General features: G+C 71.8%; 14 protein-coding genes and 1 pseudogene. 12 read left to right on the forward strand and 3 right to left on the reverse strand.

What is annotated here, in order from left to right; genetic code table 11:
- Positions 1–77: 77 nt before the first annotated feature.
- The 4 genes from AB0H32_RS19040 (at position 78) to AB0H32_RS19055 (ending at position 3,736) form a co-directional block, all read left to right on the forward strand.
- Positions 78–677 (forward strand): TetR/AcrR family transcriptional regulator, encoded by a 600-nt coding sequence (locus AB0H32_RS19040; RefSeq protein WP_361121479.1) that lies wholly within the window; start codon positions 78–80, stop codon positions 675–677.
- Positions 678–855: 178 nt separating this feature from the next.
- Positions 856–2,013, forward strand: a complete 1,158-nt coding sequence (locus AB0H32_RS19045) for an acyl-CoA dehydrogenase family protein (protein ID WP_361121548.1) — start codon at positions 856–858, stop codon at positions 2,011–2,013.
- A gap of 35 nt (positions 2,014–2,048) precedes the next feature.
- On the forward strand, positions 2,049–2,915 hold the full coding sequence (gene tesB / locus AB0H32_RS19050; RefSeq protein WP_361121482.1) for an acyl-CoA thioesterase II: 867 nt from the start codon (positions 2,049–2,051) through the stop codon (positions 2,913–2,915).
- 461 nt (positions 2,916–3,376) lie between these two features.
- Entirely contained in the window at positions 3,377–3,736 is a 360-nt protein-coding gene (locus AB0H32_RS19055; protein WP_361121485.1) for a hypothetical protein, read from the forward strand.
- Between the two features lie 67 nt (positions 3,737–3,803).
- On the opposite strand, the gene AB0H32_RS19060 is transcribed toward AB0H32_RS19055, so the two are convergent.
- Together AB0H32_RS19060 and AB0H32_RS19065 are read right to left on the reverse strand one after the other, a co-directional pair.
- Entirely contained in the window at positions 3,804–4,592 is a 789-nt protein-coding gene (locus AB0H32_RS19060; RefSeq protein ID WP_361121488.1) for a phosphatase, read from the reverse strand.
- Between the two features lie 66 nt (positions 4,593–4,658).
- Positions 4,659–6,320 carry a helix-turn-helix domain-containing protein gene (locus AB0H32_RS19065; protein WP_361121491.1) on the reverse strand — a complete coding sequence of 554 codons (1,662 nt, stop codon included), beginning with the start codon at positions 6,318–6,320 and terminating at the stop codon, positions 4,659–4,661.
- A 205-nt stretch (positions 6,321–6,525) separates the two neighbouring features.
- Here AB0H32_RS19065 and AB0H32_RS19070 point away from each other — a divergent pair, with 205 nt between their 5' ends.
- Genes AB0H32_RS19070 through AB0H32_RS19080 form a run of 3 tightly spaced genes read left to right on the forward strand, consistent with a single transcriptional unit; the run spans position 6,526 to position 10,714 of the window.
- Positions 6,526–7,995: a sodium:solute symporter gene (locus tag AB0H32_RS19070; RefSeq protein ID WP_361121494.1), complete on the forward strand. Its 1,470-nt coding sequence runs from the start codon at positions 6,526–6,528 to the stop codon at positions 7,993–7,995.
- A gap of 56 nt (positions 7,996–8,051) precedes the next feature.
- Positions 8,052–9,023 carry an agmatinase gene (speB, locus tag AB0H32_RS19075; RefSeq protein ID WP_100826367.1) on the forward strand — a complete coding sequence of 324 codons (972 nt, stop codon included), beginning with the start codon at positions 8,052–8,054 and terminating at the stop codon, positions 9,021–9,023.
- A 5-nt stretch (positions 9,024–9,028) separates the two neighbouring features.
- Positions 9,029–10,714 (forward strand): thiamine pyrophosphate-binding protein, encoded by a 1,686-nt coding sequence (locus tag AB0H32_RS19080; protein ID WP_361121497.1) that lies wholly within the window; start codon positions 9,029–9,031, stop codon positions 10,712–10,714.
- A gap of 53 nt (positions 10,715–10,767) precedes the next feature.
- On the opposite strand, the pseudogene AB0H32_RS19085 reads toward AB0H32_RS19080, so the two are convergent.
- Positions 10,768–11,196: pseudogene (locus tag AB0H32_RS19085) on the reverse strand (DUF6210 family protein); the annotation flags it as partial.
- Between the two features lie 176 nt (positions 11,197–11,372).
- On the opposite strand from AB0H32_RS19085, the gene AB0H32_RS19090 reads away from it, so the two are divergent.
- From AB0H32_RS19090 to AB0H32_RS19110, 5 genes are all read left to right on the forward strand, one after another.
- Positions 11,373–11,867, forward strand: coding sequence for a hypothetical protein (locus AB0H32_RS19090; protein ID WP_361121500.1), 495 nt, complete (start codon positions 11,373–11,375; stop codon positions 11,865–11,867).
- Between the two features lie 227 nt (positions 11,868–12,094).
- Positions 12,095–13,021 (forward strand): serine hydrolase, encoded by a 927-nt coding sequence (locus AB0H32_RS19095; RefSeq protein ID WP_361121502.1) that lies wholly within the window; start codon positions 12,095–12,097, stop codon positions 13,019–13,021.
- 53 nt (positions 13,022–13,074) lie between these two features.
- Positions 13,075–14,106, forward strand: a complete 1,032-nt coding sequence (locus AB0H32_RS19100) for an esterase-like activity of phytase family protein (RefSeq protein WP_361121505.1) — start codon at positions 13,075–13,077, stop codon at positions 14,104–14,106.
- Between the two features lie 176 nt (positions 14,107–14,282).
- Positions 14,283–18,011 carry an ABC transporter ATP-binding protein gene (locus AB0H32_RS19105; RefSeq protein ID WP_361121507.1) on the forward strand — a complete coding sequence of 1,243 codons (3,729 nt, stop codon included), beginning with the start codon at positions 14,283–14,285 and terminating at the stop codon, positions 18,009–18,011.
- Between the two features lie 204 nt (positions 18,012–18,215).
- Entirely contained in the window at positions 18,216–18,608 is a 393-nt protein-coding gene (locus tag AB0H32_RS19110) for a hypothetical protein (RefSeq protein WP_361121510.1), read from the forward strand.
- Positions 18,609–18,643 lie beyond the last annotated feature (35 nt).

Here is an 18,643-nt window from a genome sequence, read left to right on the forward strand (position 1 = left end):
GTGGTCGTACTGTTAATGAGCGTTAACCATTTCCTTCAGGTTAACGACCGCTAACGTCGCTGTCTAGAATTGCTGGCATGGTCACCAGAGCCGACGCACCCACCCGCCGCGAGCAGATCCTCAAGGAAGCCGCCCGGCTCTTCGCCGAGCGCGGTTTCCATGGTGTCGGCGTGGACGAGATAGGCGCCGCGGTCGGCATCAGCGGCCCCGGTCTGTACCGGCACTTCCCGGGCAAGGACGCGATGCTCGCGGAGCTGCTGGTGGGCATCAGCGGCCAGCTGCTGACGGGGGCCAAGCGGCGCCTGGCGGAGGCCGACGGGCAGAGCGGCCCCTCCGCCGTCCTGGACTCGCTCATCGAGGGCCACATCGACTTCGCCCTGGACGACCGTCCCCTGATCACCCTGCACGACCGCGAGCTGGACCGGCTGCGCGACAGCGACCGCAAGCTGGTGCGGCAGCTGCAGCGGCAGTACGTCGAGCTGTGGGTGGAGGTGGTCCGCGAGGTGTATCCGGCACTGACCGAGCCCGTCGCCCGCTCCGCCGTCCACTCGGTTTTCGGCCTGCTCAACTCCACCCCCCACCTCGGCCGCGCCGGCACCCTGCCCGGCCGGGGCGCCATGGCCGCTCTGCTGCACCGGATGGCGCGGGGTGCGTTCGCGGCCGCCGGCCGGGAGTAGTCCGGCCGGGCCGTTGTCGCAGGTCGGCGGCAGGGCCTGAGGGACACCACCCCCTCGGCGTGACGAGCGTTACGGCGGATCCCCCCTGGACGGGCTTCCGTACCCGCCGGTACGGTTGAGTCTGAGCAAGCGCTTAGACATGGCGATGTCGATACCGAGGTACGTGGAGGTGGGCGGCGTGCGCCGTACGGTGTTCAACGAGGATCACGAGGCGTTCCGGGAGACCCTGCGCGCCTTCATCGAGGCCGAGGTCGTGCCGGTGTACGACGAGTGGTTCGCCGCCGGCCAGGCCCCGCGCGACTTCTACTACAAGCTCGCCGAGCTGGGCGTCTTCGGTATCAAGGTCGACGAGGAGTACGGCGGTGCCGGCATCGACTCGTACAAGTTCGAGGCCGTCCTGTACGAGGAGACCGCCCGCGCGGGCGTCCAGTTCGGCGGCTCCGGCGTGCACGTGCTGCTCGGCCTGCCCTACATCAAGCTGCTCGCCACCGACGAGCAGAAGAAGCGCTACCTGCCGAAGTTCGTCTCCGGCGAGGAGATGTGGGCCATCGCGATGACCGAGCCGGGCACCGGCTCCGACCTCGCGGGCATGAAGACCACCGCCAAGCTCTCCGAGGACGGCACGCACTACGTCCTCAACGGCGCCAAGACCTTCATCACCGGCGGCGTGCACGCCGACCGCATGATCGTCTGTGCCCGTACCGCCGCGCCCACCGCCGAGGACCGCCGCCACGGCATCTCCCTGTTCGTCGTGGACACCAAGGCCGAGGGCTACTCCGTCGGCCGCAAGCTCGACAAGCTGGGCCTGAAGACCTCCGACACGGCCGAGCTGGCCTTCGTCGACGTCAAGGTGCCCGTCGAGGACCTCCTCGGCGAGGAGAACAAGGGCTTCTACTACCTCGGCCACAACCTGGCCTCCGAGCGCTGGGGCATCGCCTTCGGCGCGTACGCGCAGGCCGCGGCCGCCGTCCGGTTCGCCAAGGAGTACGTCCAGCAGCGCACCGTCTTCGGCCAGACCGTCGCCTCCTTCCAGAACACCAAGTTCGAGCTGGCCGCCTGCCAGGCCGAGGTGGACGCCGCCCAGGCCGTCGCCGACCGTGCGACGGAGGCTCTCGACGCCGGTGAGCTGACCCCCGCCGAGGCCGCCTCCGCGAAGCTCTTCTGCACCGAGGTCGCCCACCGCGTCATCGACCGCTGCCTCCAGCTGCACGGCGGCTACGGCTTCATGAACGAGTACCCGATCGCCCGCCTGTACGCGGACAACCGCGTCAACCGCATCTACGGCGGCACCAGCGAGATCATGAAGTCGATCATCGCCAAGGACATGGGTCTGTAAGGTCCCCCTCATCACTGGCCGGTACAACTAACGCCATGAGCCAGGCACTCCAGGACCTCCTCGATCTGCTCGACCTCGAGCAGATCGAGGAGGACATCTTCCGCGGCCAGTCCCGCTCCGCCGTCGTACCCCGCGTCTTCGGTGGGCAGGTCGCGGCGCAGGCGCTGGTCGCCGCCGGGCGCACGGTCCCCGCGGACCGGCCCGCCCACTCCCTGCACGCGTACTTCCTGCGCCCGGGCGACCCCGGCGCGCCGATCGTCTACAGCGTCGACCGCATCCGCGACGGCCGGTCCTTCACCACCCGCCGGGTCGTCGCCGTCCAGCACGGAAAGCCGATCTTCCACCTCTCGGCGTCCTTCCAGACGTACGAGGAGGGCCTGGAACACCAGACCCCCATGCCGCCCTCCCCGGACCCGGAGACCCTGCCCACCTCCCAGGAGCGGCTGCGCGGCTACGACCACCTGGACCCGGCGGTCGTGGAGAAGTTCCTTCAGGCCCGCGAGGCGATCGACCTGCGGTACGTGGACGAGCCGCCCTACGGGCAGTTCGGCGAGCCGCGCGAGCCGCACAGCCAGGTGTGGTTCCGCAGCAACGGCAAGCTGGACGACGATCCCCTGCTCCACGTCGTCCTCGCCACCTATGTCTCCGACATGACCCTGCTCGACTCCGTGCTGCTCGCGCACGGGCGCGGCGGCTGGGCCGTCGGCGACGTCGTCGGGGCGTCCCTGGACCATGCGATGTGGTTCCACCGCCCCTTCCGCGCCGACGAGTGGCTGCTGTACGACCAGGAGTCGCCGTCCGCGCACGGCGGCCGGGGCCTCGGCCAGGCCCGGATCTACACCCAGGACGGACGGCTCGCCATCACGGTGATCCAGGAGGGCGTGGTCCGCGTACCGCGCTGACCCCCGTGCAGCTGTTGAAGCTCGAACACCTTGCCGCCGCAGAGGAGTTGACCACCCGGTAGCGGCCCGCCCTCCCGGCCCGGCGCCGGGTGCCTCCGGAGCCCGCCAGGAGGCCTGCGGGGCGGACTTTCGCCCGAAATGACGAGTGACGCAAGGGGTACTAGGCTCTTCGAGTGAAGGCCGCAGCGCACGGCAGGCCCGGCCGGCGAGGCTCCGTACCCCTCGGACCTCAGCCGCAGCACCCGATGGCGCGAACGCGTACGGGTGGGCTGCAGGTGTCGGCACCGAAGGCACGCGCCGTGCCGTTCAATCCACTGCGGTGACACCTGAAGACCGCGCCGCATCGTCCCCTGTCGGCTGCGGCGACGGCCATCACCTCGCGCCTCCCGAGGAGCCGCGAGAGACGATGGAGATGGAAGGTATTTCCCATGCGATCACAGCGCACGAGGCGCCTTGTCGCCATGTCCGCAGCAGGTCTGATGCTGGCCGGCGGAGCCGCGATAGGTGCAGCAGGCACCGCCTCGGCGAGCTCGTCCTACAACCACGGCTCCTACAGCTGCGGCCACGGCGACCACGACCACGGCAGCTGGTGGAACGACGACGATGACGGCTATGGCGACCATGGTGGCTACGGCGGCCACGGCGACCACGGCGGTTACGGCGGCGACCACGGCGGTTACGGCGGCGACCACGGCGGTGGCGGTTACGGCGGTGGCGGTAATGGCGGCGGCGGTTACGGCGGTGGCGGTAACGGCGGCGGCGGTTACGGCGGTGGCGGTAACGGCGGCGGCCATGGCGGCGGCGGTAACGGAGGTTACTGACTGAACCACAACCCCAGCACGGTGTGCGGCCCTGCCGGTGGGGTCGCACACCGCGGTCGTCGCCGGTTCAGGCGAGACCCGCCTCCGTCAGCAGATACGCCGTCATCGGGTCGTAGTAGCGGGGGCTGAGCACGTGGTCGTCGAGCGGCACCGCCACCTGGAGGGTGCCCTCGGACTCGGCGAGGAACAGCGCCGGGTCGTTGGAGTCGGCGTAGCCGACGGAGTCGAGGCCGTGCTGTCCGGCGTATCCGGCCCAGCCGTGGTCGGCGACCACCAGGTCCGGCAGCGCACGCCCGGCGCGCTCAAGTCCGGTCAGGATCGCGCGCATCGGTTCGCCGGAGTGGGTGTGCCACAGCGTCGCACCGTGCTCCAGCACCGCCACGTCCGCGAACTGCATGACGTACCCCTCGTCCGTCTGCAGTCCGTCCGGGATCACGACGATCTCGCAGCCGGCGGCGCGCAACGCGGCGGCCGTGGCCCGGTGCACGTCCAGCAGGCCGCCCGGGTGACCGGTCGCGAACAGCACCCGCTGCTGGGCGTCCGCCGCCTTGCGCAGCCGTCTGGCCAGGCGCTCCAGCGCGTCCACGGTCAGCTCGGGGTCGATGGTGTCCTGCCCGTACCGGTACTCGGGATCGTCGTTGACACCCACCCGCTCGGCCATCACCGCGAGCACGTCCTGCTCGTCCGACCAGCGCTCGCCCAGCTCCAGACCGAACCAGAAGTGGCGGTCGCCGTTGGCCAGCTTGCGGTAGTGGGAGAGGTTGTTCTCGCGGGGCGTGGCGACGTCCCCCGCGATACGGGTCCTCACCAGGTGGTCGACGAGCTGGGCGCGGCTGGGTGTCCCGGATATCGGCATGCCTCCCATTGTGGGGCAGCGGGCGGGGCGCGTCGCAGGCATATCGCCCCCTGGGACACGGGTCACTCAGCGCTGCCGCAGCGCGAACCACAGCTCCATGCGTACGTCCGGATCGTCCAGGTCGGCGTCCAACAGCGCGGCACAGCGGGCGATCCGCTGCCGCACGGTGTTGCGGTGCACCTCCAGGGCCACCGCCGTACGGTCCCAACTGCCGTGCAGGGAAAGCCAGGTCCGCAGGGTGTCGGCGAGCGCGGCCCGGTCCGCGAGAGGTGCGAGCAGCGCGCGGGCGTGCGCCTCGGCGTCCGCCGGCGGCACCAGGTCCTCCAGCCCCGGCCGGGCACCGTGCCGGACCAGGGCGGTGCGGGTGGCGCGGGCACGGGCCAGGGCGCGGGCCGCCTGGGTGTCGGCGGCCGGCCACTCCCGCGGGCCGGCGGCGGCGCTGACCCCGAGGGTCCAGCCCGGCTGCGGGAGCGGCTCCCGCTCGGCGGACACCAGCACCCGTACGACGTCCCGGTCGAGGTCCACCAGCGGCGATCCCAGCGCCGCCCCCAGTGCGGAGGCGGCCACGGCATCCGGCATCTGTCCCTCCGGCCGCGCGTGCACGACGACCCACCGCCCCTCGCCCAGCAGCGGCGCGACCGCCTCCGGCGCGGCGCCGAGGAGCAGCCGTACGAGTGCGGACGACCGTGCGGCACCGGCACCGCTGTGGTGCTCGCCGGCGAGCAGCGACAGCAGGACGGCGGCGACGGAGGCGATGGTGTGATCGCCCGGCTCACGCCGCGTACTGGCCACACCGAGGACGAACCCGCCTTCGGCCCCCAGGGCGTAGGCGGCCAGGTGGGTGCCGCCGAGGGTGTCGGTGGCGGAGGTGGGGGCGGTGGCGGAGCGGGGGGCGGCGGTGGGACGTGGGCCGGGGGTGACGGACGCGGTGTCGCCGGGGGCCGGGCCGGTGGCCGCCGCGGAGCCGTCCGGCTCGTGGTCCGCTCCCGCAGTGCCGCGGTCCGTCGGGCGCACCACCGCCGCCAGGCCCGCCAGCGCCTCGCGGACCCCCTCCGCCGGCTCCCGGCCGGCTGCCGCGACCTCGGAGCCGTCGGGGCCGTGGACGGCCGCGTGGCCGCTCAGGCGCTGGGCCAGCTGGCGCAGGACCGAGGGGACCGGATCCGGGCGCGAGGCGGCCGCCGCGAGGCTCTGCTGGGCCTCCGTGACGCGGCGCAGCTCGGCCAGGCGGGCCTGCGCCATCAGCTGCCAGACCGCGCGGGCGACGCCGGAGAAGGTCGTCTGCGGCGGGACCTCCAGGAGCGGCAGGCCGTGGGCCTCGCAGGCGGCGACCAGCGCGCGCGGCACCGTGTCGTGCACGGGTGCCAGACCGAAGCCGAGGGCCGCCCCGCCCGCGGCCACGATCCGTGAGACGTAGTCGTCGAAGTAGTCCCCCGGCCCCGGATCCTCCCCCGCTCTCGACTGCGCCCGAGCGCGGGCACCTCCCTGACCGGGGGCGCCCCCGTCCGAGCCCGCCGCGTCCGGGATGTGCACCCCGGCCGTGAGCAGCAGCTCGCCGCCCAGCAGATACGGGTACGGGTCGGACATCTCCGAGGTGTGCGCCCAGTGGATCACGATGTCCGGGTCCGAGGGGCCCGCGATCTGCCGCAGGGCCAGGTCCTCGCGGGCCAGCAGGGCCGACAGCGGGACGGGTGGGGTCGGTGGGACTGCTGGGGCGACCGTCTCCGGCATGGTGTGCGTTCCTTCCACCCCGTACCGCTTCGAATGGATGAAACGTACACTTCGCAGCTGCTTTCCGGCCACCTAGTGTCAAGTCAGCACGGCAGCCGCGGGTACGGGCGGATGTCCCCGCAATCCAGTGCCGTCGCTCCTCTTCGCAGGAAACCCCCACGTCTCTGCACGACACGCCACCGACAGTGCGCGAAGGAGGGCCCTCATGGCCGTCGACTACACAGTGATCGTCGTCTATCTCGTCGGCATGCTCGGCATGGGCTGGTGGGGCATGCGCCGCGCCCAGTCCAAGAGCGACTTCCTGGTGGCCGGCCGCCGCCTCGGGCCCGCCATGTACTCCGGCACCATGGCCGCGATCGTCCTCGGCGGCGCCTCCACCATCGGCGGGGTCGGGCTCGGCTACCGGTACGGCCTCTCCGGCGCCTGGATGGTCTTCACCATCGGCCTCGGTCTGCTGGCCCTGAGCGTCTTCTTCTCGGCCCGCATCGCCCGGCTGAAGGTCTACACGGTCTCCGAGATGCTGGACCTGCGCTACGGCGGCCGGGCCGGTGTGATCTCCGGCGTGGTCATGTGGGCGTACACCCTCATGCTGGCCGTCACCTCGACCATCGCCTACGCCACGATCTTCGACGTCCTCTTCGACATGAACCGCACCGTCGCGATCGTCATCGGCGGTTCGATCGTCGTCGCCTACTCGACCCTCGGCGGCATGTGGTCCATCACGCTGACGGACATGGTGCAGTTCGTGGTCAAGACGGTCGGTGTGCTGCTCCTGCTGCTGCCCATCGCCGTCGTCAAGGCGGGCGGCTTCTCCGAGATGAGGGCCAAGCTGCCGACCTCGTACTTCGACCCGCTGGGCATCGGCGGCGAGACGATCTTCACGTACGTGCTGATCTACACCTTCGGCATGCTCATCGGCCAGGACATCTGGCAGCGCGTGTTCACCGCCCGCAGTGACAGGACCGCCAAGTGGGGCGGCACCGTGGCCGGAACCTACTGTCTGGCCTACGCCCTCGCCGGTGCCGTCATCGGCACCGCCGCCAAGGTCCTCTACCCCAAGCTCGGCAGCCCCGACGACGCCTTCGCCACCATCGTCAAGGACGAACTCCCCGTCGGCGTGCGCGGCCTGGTGCTGGCCGCCGCCCTCGCCGCCGTGATGTCGACGTCCTCCGGCGCCCTGATCGCCTGCGCCACCGTCGCCAACAACGACATCTGGTCCCGGCTGCGGGGCGTGGTGCGCCGGGGCGGAGAGGACCATGCCCCCCACGACGAGGTCAGGGGCAACCGCGCCTTCATCCTGATCATGGGCGTCGCGGTGATCGGCACGGCGATCGCGCTGAACAACGTCGTCGAGGCCCTGACCGTCGCCTACAACCTCCTCGTCGGCGGCCTGCTCGTCCCGATTCTCGGCGGGCTGCTGTGGAAGCGCGGCACCGTGCAGGGTGCGCTGGCCTCCGTGATCGTCGGCGGCCTCGCCGTGATCGGCCTGATGGCGGGCTACGGCATCCTCGCCAACGAGCCCGTCTACTACGGCCTGCTCTCCTCCCTCGCCGCCTACCTGGCCGTATCCCTGGCCACCAAGCCCACCGACGAGGCCGTCCTCACCACCTGGCGCGAGCGCCTCGCGGGACGATCCACCGAACTCGCGTCCGAACCGGTCCCGGCTCACCAGTAGAGTCGTATGACAAGCAGCACAAGCGCGACGAAGCGCAGGAAAGAAGGCAATTCATCATGAGCAGCAACGAGACCCCCCGCGGCCCCGTCGACTCCTCCCGCATCCCGCGGTACGCCGGACCCGCGACCTTCGCCCGGCTGCCCCGCCTGGACGAGGTCGGCACCGCCGACGTCGCCGTCGTGGGCGTGCCGTTCGACTCCGGCGTCTCGTACCGGCCGGGCGCCCGCTTCGGCGGCAACGCCATCCGCGAGGCGTCCCGGCTGCTGCGCCCGTACAACCCGGCGCAGGACGCGTCGCCGTTCGCGCTGGCGCAGGTCGCCGACGGTGGCGACATCGCGGTGAACCCGTTCAACATCAACGAGGCGGTCGAGACCATCGAGGCCGCGGCGGACGAGCTGCTCGGCACCGGCGCCCGCCTGATGACCCTGGGCGGCGACCACACCATCGCGCTGCCTCTTCTCAGGTCCATGGCGAAGAAGCACGGCCCGGTCGCCCTGCTCCACTTCGACGCCCACCTGGACACCTGGGACACCTACTTCGGCGCCGAGTACACCCACGGCACCCCGTTCCGCCGCGCGGTCGAGGAGGGCATCCTCGACACCGAGGCGCTCTCCCACGTCGGCACCCGCGGCCCGCTGTACGGCAAGCAGGACCTCACCGACGACGAGAAGATGGGCTTCGGCATCGTCACCTCCGCGGACATCTACCGCCGCGGCGCCGACGAGGTGGCCGACCAGCTGCGCCAGCGCATCGGCGACCGCCCGCTGTACATCTCCATCGACATCGACTGCCTCGACCCGGCCCACGCGCCCGGCACCGGCACTCCGGAGGCGGGCGGCATGACCTCCCGGGAACTCCTGGAGATCCTGCGCGGTCTTGCTTCGTGCAACCTGGTCTCGGCGGACGTCGTCGAGGTGGCGCCGGCGTACGACCACGCCGAGATCACCTCGGTCGCGGCCTCCCACACGGCCTACGAACTGACCACCATCATGAGCCGCCAGATCGCGGCGGCCCGGAAGGACGCGTAAGCGCAGTGACTCACGACCACGACCTGGTACTCCGCCCGACGGCGGCACAGATCTCGAGCGCTCTGAACCCGCCCCCGGGGCGCAACGGCGGAGACCTGGTCGTGGAGACCCTGGCCGGACTGGGCGCGACCACGGTCTTCGGCCTGCCCGGCCAGCACGCGCTGGGAATGTTCGACGCCCTGCGGCGCTCCTCCCTGCGCTACATCGGCCTCAGGGTGGAGAACAACGCGGGCTTCGCGGCGGACGCGTACGGCCGGGTCACCGGCGAGGCGGCCCCGCTGCTGCTCTCGACGGGCCCGGGCGCGCTGACGTCGCTCGCCGCCCTGCAGGAGGCCGCCGCCGCCTCCGCCCCGGTCCTGGCGATCAGCAGCCAGGTCCCGACGGCGGGCCTGGGCGGCGGCCGCCACGGCTACCTCCACGAACTCCCGGACCAGGCAGCCTCGTTCAGGGGCGTCGTGAAGTCGGTCCACACCGTCCGCACCCAGTCCCAGATCCCCTCCGCCGTCGCGGCGGCCTGGAAGTCCGCGCTGACGGCCCCGCACGGCCCGGTGTGGGTGGAGATCCCGCAGGACGTGCTGCTCGCCGAGACCACCCTGCCGGTGGTCACCGGGGCGGACGCGACCCCCGACGAGCTGGTCCCGCGCCCCGAACTGACCGCGGTGGCCGCGCACCTGCTGTCGCACGCCGCGCGCCCGGCGGTCATCGCGGGCGGCGGGGTCGTACGCTCCGACGCCTCGGGAAAGCTGAGGGCGCTGGCCGAGAAGCTCGACGCTCCCGTCGTCACGACCTTCGGCGGCAAGGGCGCCTTCCCCTGGGAGCACCCGCTCTCGCTCCAGTCCTGGCTGGAGGACCGCCACACCACGGACTTCCTGGAGGACGCGGACGTCCTCCTGGTGGTCGGCTCGGGCCTGGGCGAACTGTCCTCCAACTACCACACGTTCAAGCCCCGCGGCCGGGTGATCCAGATCGAGGCGGACCTCGGCAAGCTGGAGTCCAACCACCCGGCGCTGGGCATCCACGCGGACGCCCGGCTCGCGCTCCAGGCGCTGCTGGAGACGGTGGAGGAGCGGACGGACGCCACCGCCCCCGAGCGCGTACGGTCGGTGCTGGCCCGCGTCCGCGAGCGCATCGCCTCCCAGGAACTGACCCTGGAACAGGACCTGTTGGCGGCCGTCCGGCGCGCCCTGCCGGCCGGCTCCCCCTCCTTCTGGGACATGACGATCCTGGCGTACTGGGCCTGGTCCGCGTTCGATCCCCAGGGCGCCAACACCATGCACTCGGCCCAGGGCGCCGGCGGCCTCGGTTACGGCTTCCCGGCGGCGCTGGGCGCGGCGGCGGCCGACCCGACCCGCCCGGTACTGGCGGTGTCCGGCGACGGCGGCGCCCTGTACTCGATCGCCGAGCTGGCCACCGCCCGCCAGTACGACCTCCCCGTCACCTGGCTGATCGTCGACGACGGCGGCTACGGCATCCTGCGCGAGTACATGACGGACGCCTTCGGCCGGGCCACCGCCACGGAACTGACGCGCCCCGACTACGTGGCCCTCGCCGAGTCCTTCGGCGTCCCCGGCATCCGCACGACCCCGGAAACCCTGGAGACGGACCTCGCGAAGGCCCTGTCGTCCCCCGGCCCGTCGGTGGTGGTCCTCCCGGCCGTGCTCCGCATGTTCGCGCCGACCCACCTGGGCTGACCCACCTGGGCCAGGGCCGTGCGGTTCCCCGGGGTGTCCTGGTCGGAGTTCTCCCGGACCAGCACCCCGGGCCCGTCCGGTGTCACGACCGGGCCCCACGCCTCGTCGATCTCGGCGAGGCGTGTCTCGTCCAGGACCAGGGGAGCGGGGAACGGATCGTCGCGGTTCGCGGAGCCGTACACGTGGAAGGCGACCGCTTCCCTCAGGCGGCCGAGCAGGTCCTCCGGCCAGTCCAGCCCCCTGCTTCCCCGCCCCTTCAGCTCACCGACGAAGGCCTCCTTCGGCTCCTCGTCGAGCCCCTGCCCGAACAGAGGGATCAGACAGCCCTCCTGCGCGTACTGGACACAGCCGAACCCTCCGCCCTGCACCTGGTAGACCACGCCGGTCTCCGCCGCCACGACGATGCAGGCCCAGCCCTGGTCCGAGCCCGTGCCGTCCGGGTCGAGGAAGACGTACCGCCGGTTGCCGCCCGTATCGGTCATGAGGGCGAGCGTGGCACGCGGCAGGGCGCACCGGCGGCCGGATCGGCAGGCGCGGAGGGCCGCTCCGGCGATGCGGCCGCCGACGGTACCGCCGTACTGTGAGCGCCGGTCGGCGTTGGGGCGGGACCGGTCGGGCGGGCGCCGTTCAGGGGGCGAGTGTGAGAGTCAATCGGCGGATGGCCGCGTTCCTGGGGCAGGGCCTGCCGGCCCGGGAGGGCGACGTGCCCGCGCCGTTCCGGGACGTGGTGCGTGCGGGGTGGGTCCTCGACGACGGCGCCCTCGTGCTCGCGGAGCTGCGCTCTGGTTACGTGGGCGCCGGACGCTCCGGTTTCACGGACGTCATCCACTACGAAGCCACCGTGAACGGCCGCGGCATGACCGACTACGACCTTCCCCGCGGGGGGCCGGAACGGGCGCGGACCCTGCTGTGCCGCTCCGTCGGCTACGCGCGGCCGGCTCTCGCGGCCGTGCCGCAGGGGTGCGAATGGCCCGTGCTGGCGTACGTCTCGCTGTCCGAGGGCGGCTCGACCGACGACCTCCTCACCGCGCACGTCACGTTCTGCACCGAGCGCCCGGGGGTGGCGCCCTATGTGGCCGACCTGGAGTCGTGCCGGGAGGCGCTGATGGAGCTGTCGGCGCCTCGGTCCGGGTTCGACGGGCCCGGACGGTAGACGCGGGAAGAGGCTTTCAGTTCAGCGAACCGCTCCGGAAAGTCCGGTATGCGGCGGAATGTTGGTGATGCTGCCGCGCGTCCGCTCACCCCCTCGCCCCCTCGAACTCCCGCCCTGGGAACATGCGTACAACTCTCGGCCACCCCGGCGAGTCACTTCACAAGGCGCAGGGGTGCGCCCGACGGCGTCCACGCGACGCCAACACGACGTTTCAAGGGGAAGCTTCGATGACTCACCGGATATCCCGGCGTGCCAGAGTGCTGGCCACAGCCGCTCTCGGCGCCGGGGTGCTCATACCCTCCGTGGCCGCCGCAGTCCCGGCCGCCGCGGCGCCGCCGGCCGTCAGCTGCACGTCGGGCAAGGCGGGCCTGGCGGCCAAGCTGCAGAAGGACATCACTGCGGCGCTCGCGAACCGCAAGGGCACGGTCGCGGTCGGCCTGTACGACCGCAGCACCAGCACCACCTGCACCCTGCGTGCCACCAGCGCGTACGACTCGGCCAGCACGGTGAAGGTCACCGTCCTCGCCACGCTGCTGTGGGATGCGAAGAAGCACAACCGGTACCTGACGAGCACCGAGCAGTCGCTCGCCACGGCCATGATCACCCAGTCCGACAACGACGCGACCAGCAAGCTGTGGAAGCAGCTGGGCATGACGAAGATCAAGGGCTTCCTGTCCGCCGCCGGCATGACGAAGACCACGCCGGGCGCGGACGGCTACTGGGGGCTGACCCAGGAGAACGTCACCGACGAGCAGAAGCTGCTCAAGCTCGTCACCGCCAAGAACTCCGTACTGAGCGACAACTCCCGTGCCTACATCCTGAAGTTGATGGGCAACGTCATCTCCTCGCAGCGCTGGGGCACGCCCGCCGGCGCGCCCTCCTCGGTCGCCGTGCACGTCAAGAACGGCTGGCTGCAGCGCGCCACGCACGGCTGGCGGGTGCACAGCCTGGGCACCTTCAACGGTGCCGGCCACGACTACATGATCTCCGTGCTGACGCAGGACAACAGCACCATGGACTACGGCGTCACCACCATCCAGAACGTCGCCAAGGCCATCCACAAGGACCTGGTGCCGACGACGGCCTCGGTCACGCGGTACACCCCGACCAGCGCGCCCAGCGAGGCGTTCGTGGCGGTGCCGCCGCAGGGCTGAGCCTTCACGAGGCGGTCTCCCCGGCGTCACCGTTGCGATCTACGGTGACGCCCATGCGTTTGAGAACCGTACTCGCCGCCCTCACCGCCGGCCTGGCGGCGGCCACCTGTCTGTCCGCCGCCGGGCCCGCCAGTGCCAACTCCACCGACCGCAACGCGTGTTCGCCCACCGTCTCGATCGACCGCTTCTCCGACGCGCTCGACAAGACGACGTACCAGGGCACCTTCGTCGGCAACTTCTCCGCCCTCGCGGTGGACCGGGACGGCTCCCTCGCCGCACTGGAGGACCGCTCCTCTCTCTTCCGCCTGGACCCGGGGACCCTCCAGCCCCTCTCGGCCGTCCACCTGGCCGACGAGATGGGCGCCGACCTCGACTCCGAGGGGCTCGTCGTCGACGGCGACGGCACCCGGCTGATCACCTCCGAGACCGAGCCGTCCGTCCGCCGCTACTCCCGCGACGGGAAGATCCTCGACCGCCTCCCGGTCCCCTCCTCCCTCCTGGTCGCCCCGGCCGGCCGCGCCACGGGCAACCAGACCTTCGAAGGCCTGACCCTGCTGCCCGGCGGCCGTACCCTGCTCGCCTCCATGGAGTACGCGATCTCCGGGGACTCCGCCGGCACAGTCCGCTTCCAGACGTGGAGGCGTCACCACGGCCGCTTCGAGCCGGCCGCCCAGTACGCCTACCGCACCGATGCGGGCCTCGGCGTCCCGGAGGTCCAGGCCACCCCCGACGGCCGCCTCCTCGTCCTGGAACGCGGCTTCACCGCAGGCGTCGGCAACACCGTCCGCCTCTACCAGGCCGACCTCCGCCACGCCACGGACACCAGCGGCATCGAGAACCTGACGGGGCAGCCGGGCGTCCGCCTCATCAAGAAGACCCTGCTCACCGACATCGCCACCTGCCCGTCCCTGGGCGCGACGGCCAAGCAGCCCCAGCCGAATCCCCTGCTGGACAACATCGAGGGCATGACGATCACGGGGCGTGACCGTACCGGCCGTCTGAAGGTCCTGCTGGTCAGCGACGACAACCAGAACGCGGCCCAGACGACGCGGTTCTATTACCTCCGGGTACGAGAAACCCCGTAGGGGCGCGAGACCGTATCGATGTGCGGCTCCGCCGCGTGGGCGCGACCGGCCCAGCGGTGCGGCAGCCGCCTTGCGACCGTGCCCGGCAATTGTTGCGGCGGGATGAAATCCGCCCCCGCCGGCGTTGGTGTCTTCCGGTAGAGCATGTCGAAGGAACTCTGACGGAAGGCACCAGCGTGGCAGCGCAACGGGGATGGGCAAAACGGCTGGCGGGCTACGCCTGGCGCTACCCCACGGACGTGATCCTCGCTCTCGGCTCCTCCCTCGCCGGCATGGCGGTCATGGCCGTCGTCCCGCTGATCACCAAGGTGATCATCGACGATGTGATCGGCGCCCACAGCCGCGCCATGACCCCCTGGGCCGGCGCCCTGATCGGCGCGGCCCTCCTCGTCTACGGCCTCACCTTCGTACGCCGCTACTACGGAGGCCGTCTCGCCCTGGACGTCCAGTACGACCTGCGGACCGAGATGTACGAGACGATCACCCGCCTCGACGGCCGCCGCCAGGACGAGCTGTCCACCGGCCAGGTGGTGGGCCGCGCCACCAGCGACCTCCAGCTGATCCAGGGCCTGCTCTTCATGCTCCCGATGACCATCGGGAACGTCCTGCTCTTCCTGCTCTCCCTGGCGATCATGGCGTGGCTGTCGCTGCCGCTGACCCTGGTCGCCCTGGCCGTCGCCCCGGCCCTCGGCTGGATAGCCCGGCGCAGCCGCAGCAAGCTGCACCCCGCCACGTGGTACGCGCAGGCCCAGGCCGCCGCCGTCGCGGGCGTGGTCGACGGTGCGGTGAGCGGCGTACGCGTGGTGAAGGGGTTCGGGCAGGAGGAGCAGGAGACCGGGAAGCTCCGGGAGGTCGGCCGCCGGCTCTTCGCGGGACGCCTGCGCACCATACGGCTGAACAGCAGGTTCACCCCGGCCCTCCAGGCCGTCCCGGCGCTCGGCCAGGTCGCCATGCTGGCGCTCGGCGGCTGGCTGGCCGTGCGCGGGCACATCACCCTCGGCACCTTCGTCGCCTTCTCCACCTACCTCGCCCAGCTGGTCGGCCCGGTCCGCATGCTCGCGATGGTCCTCACGGTCGGCCAGCAGGCCCGGGCCGGCACCGAGCGCGTCCTGGAGCTGATCGACACCGAGCCGACGATGAAGGACGGCACCAAGACCCTGCCCGCCGACGCGCCCGCGACGGTCGAGTTCGACGACGTGTCGTTCGGGTACGAGCACGAGCGCCCCGTACTGAAGGGGCTCAGTTTCGAGATCCGGCCGGGCGAGACGCTCGCCGTCGTCGGCTCCTCCGGCTCCGGCAAGTCCACCGTCTCCCTCCTCCTGCCGCGTTTCTACGACGTCACCCACGGCGCCGTCCTGATCGGCGGCCACGACGTGCGCGAGCTGACCCTGGAGTCGCTCAGGGCCGCGATCGGACTGGTCCCCGAGGACTCGTTCCTCTTCTCGGACACCGTCCGCAGCAACATCGCCTACGGCCGCCCCGACGCCACCCAGGAGGAGATCGAGGCCGCCGCCCGTGCCGCCCAGGCGGATCGTTTCATTGCGGAGCTGCCCCAGGGCTACGACACCAAGGTCGGCGAACAGGGCCTGACCCTCTCCGGCGGCCAGCGCCAGCGCATCGCGCTCGCCCGCGCCCTGCTCACCGACCCGCGCCTGCTGGTCCTGGACGACGCGACCTCGGCCGTGGACGCCCGTGTGGAGCACGAGATCCACGAGGCCCTCAAGCACGTCATGGAGGGCCGTACGACCCTTCTGATCGCCCACCGCCGCTCGACCCTCAACCTCGCCGACCGCATCGCCGTCCTGGACGGCGGCCGGCTCGCCGATCTCGGCACCCACGAGGAACTCCAGGAGCGCTCCGCCCTCTACCGCCGCCTGCTCACCGACCCGGACGAGCTGGGCGGGGTCTCCCCGGGCCGGGCCCTGCCGGCCGAGCCGCGGGAGGACACGTCCGTCCGCGAGGAGCTGGACGCCGAGTTCGACGCCGAGCGCGGCCTCACGCCGCGGCTGTGGACCGGTGACCGCGAGGCCAAGAACGCCGAGAACGCAACACTGTCGGGCACCCCGGCCACTCCCGAACTCCTCGCCCAGGTGGAGGCGCTGCCCCCGGCCACCGGCACCCCCGACATCGACGAGGCCCGCGCGGTCCGCCCCGAGGACTCCTACGGCCTGCGCCGCCTCCTGCGCGGCTTCGGCCCGCCCCTGCTCCTCAGCCTGCTGCTGGTCGCCGTGGACGCGGGCGCGGGCCTGCTGCTGCCGGTGCTGATCCGGCACGGCATCGACCAGGGCGTCACGAAGGCGGCCCTCGGCGCGGTGTGGGCGGCCTCCCTGCTGGGCCTGGTCACCGTGCTGGTGCAGTGGGTCGCACAGATCGGCGAGACCCGGATGACCGGCCGGACCGGCGAGCGGGTGCTGTACGCGCTGCGGCTGAAGATCTTCGCCCAGCTCCAGCGGCTCGGCCTCGACTACTACGAGCGCGAGCTGACCGGCCGGATCATGACGCGGATGACGACGGACGTCGACGCCCTGTCCACCTTCCTGCAGACCGGCCTGGTCACGGCGTTCGTCTCGGTCGTCACGTTCTTCGGCATCATGGTCGTCCTGCTGGTGATCGACGTCCAGCTCGCCCTGGTCGTCTTCGTCACTCTGCCCCCGCTGATCGTCGCCACCTTCTTCTTCCGCCGGGCGAGCGTGAAGGCGTACGAGCTGGCCCGTGAGCGGGTGTCGTCGGTGAACGCCGATCTCCAGGAGTCGGTGGCCGGGCTCAGGATCGTGCAGGCGTTCCGGCGCGAGCGGGACGGCGGGCGGCGGTTCGCCGAGCGCAGCGACAGCTACCGCCAGGCCCGTATCCGCGGCCAGTGGCTGATATCCGTCTACTTCCCCTTCGTCCAGCTGCTGTCCTCGGTCGCCGCGGCCTCGGTGCTCGTCGCGGGCGCCGGCCGGGTGGAGGCGGCCACGCTCACCACGGGCGCGCTGGTCGCCTACCTCCTGTACATCGACCTGTTCTTCGCCCCGGTCCAGCAGCTCTCCCAGGTCTTCGACGGCTACCAGCAGGCCACGGTCTCGCTGGGCCGCATCCAGGAGCTGCTGCGCGAGCCGACCTCCACGAAGTCCGCCGACGAACCCCTCGACGTCCTCTCCCTGCGCGGCGACATCGCCTTCGAGGACGTGCACTTCGCGTACGGGGCCGCCGACGAGGCCCTGACCGGCATCGACCTGAGGATCCCGGCCGGGCAGACGGTGGCCTTCGTCGGCGAGACGGGCGCCGGGAAGTCGACCCTGGTCAAGCTGGTGGCCCGGTTCTACGACCCCACCTCCGGCCGGGTCACCGCCGACGGCACCGACCTACGGACCCTGGACCTCACCTCGTACCGCCACCGCCTCGGCGTCGTCCCGCAGGAGGCGTACCTCTTCCAGGGCACCCTCCGCGACGCCATCGCCTACGGCCGCCCCGGTGCCACCGACGCCGAGGTCGAGGCGGCGGCGCGGGCGGTCGGCGCGCACGAGATGATCGCCCGGCTCGACGGCGGCTACCTCCACGAGGTCGCCGAGCGCGGCCGCAACCTCTCGGCCGGCCAGCGCCAGCTGATCGCACTCGCCCGCGCCGAACTGGTCGACCCCGACGTCCTGCTGCTCGACGAGGCCACGGCCGCCCTGGATCTGGCCACGGAGGCCCAGGTCAACCAGGCCACCGACCGCCTCACGGGCCGCCGTACGACGCTGGTGGTCGCCCACCGGCTCACCACGGCCGCCCGTGCGGACCGGGTGGTGGTGATGGACCGCGGCCGGGTGGCGGAGGACGGCACCCACGAGGAACTCCTGGCCCGCGGCGGCCGCTACGCGGAGCTGTGGCGGACCTTCGTCGGCCAGTCCGAACCCGAGGAGCCGGTCGGCGTGTCCTCATGAGACCGGCGTGTCCCGATGGGGCCGGTGTATCCGTAAAGGAGCGATGTGTCCTCATGGGGCCGGTGTGTCCGCGTGGGACAGGTCCGGCCGGGCGGTCCGGCAGCGCGTTCTGGTGACGGCCGTGCAACCATCCGGTACATGCCATGCGTCCGTACATCAGTGCGGCCATCGGCCGTGCACGACGGCGGTACGGGGAGGACGACAGTGGACAGTGGTGCGATACGTCGGCGCCTGGCGCTCGGCGCGGCCGTGCTGGCCGCATCCGGAGCGCTCGCCCTGGCGCTGCCCGGCAGCGCCCAGGCGGCGACCGCCGGCGGCTGCGGCGGGCACGAGGTGCGGGCGCTGCCCTTCAGTACCGGCACCGTGCACGTCTACAAGCGCGACGGCTATGTCTGTGCCGTCACCGTCGCCCAAAAGCCCGGGGCCAGACGCGTGATGTCGGTCAGCGTGCAGGCGCGGGGGAACCGGCCGGTCGTGGACAAGGGCGAGTACCGGCTGCTGGCCGGCCCGGTGACGGTCCACGCCGGACACCGCTGTGTGTGGCTGAAGGGCTCGGTGGGCGGCCGTTCGGTCAGCTCCGGCTGGATTCTGTGCTGACCGCGCCAACCTTCCAATATCCCCTGGTGTGACGG

Source organism: Streptomyces sp. NPDC020362 (assembly GCF_040642095.1).
GTDB lineage: Bacteria > Actinomycetota > Actinomycetes > Streptomycetales > Streptomycetaceae > Streptomyces.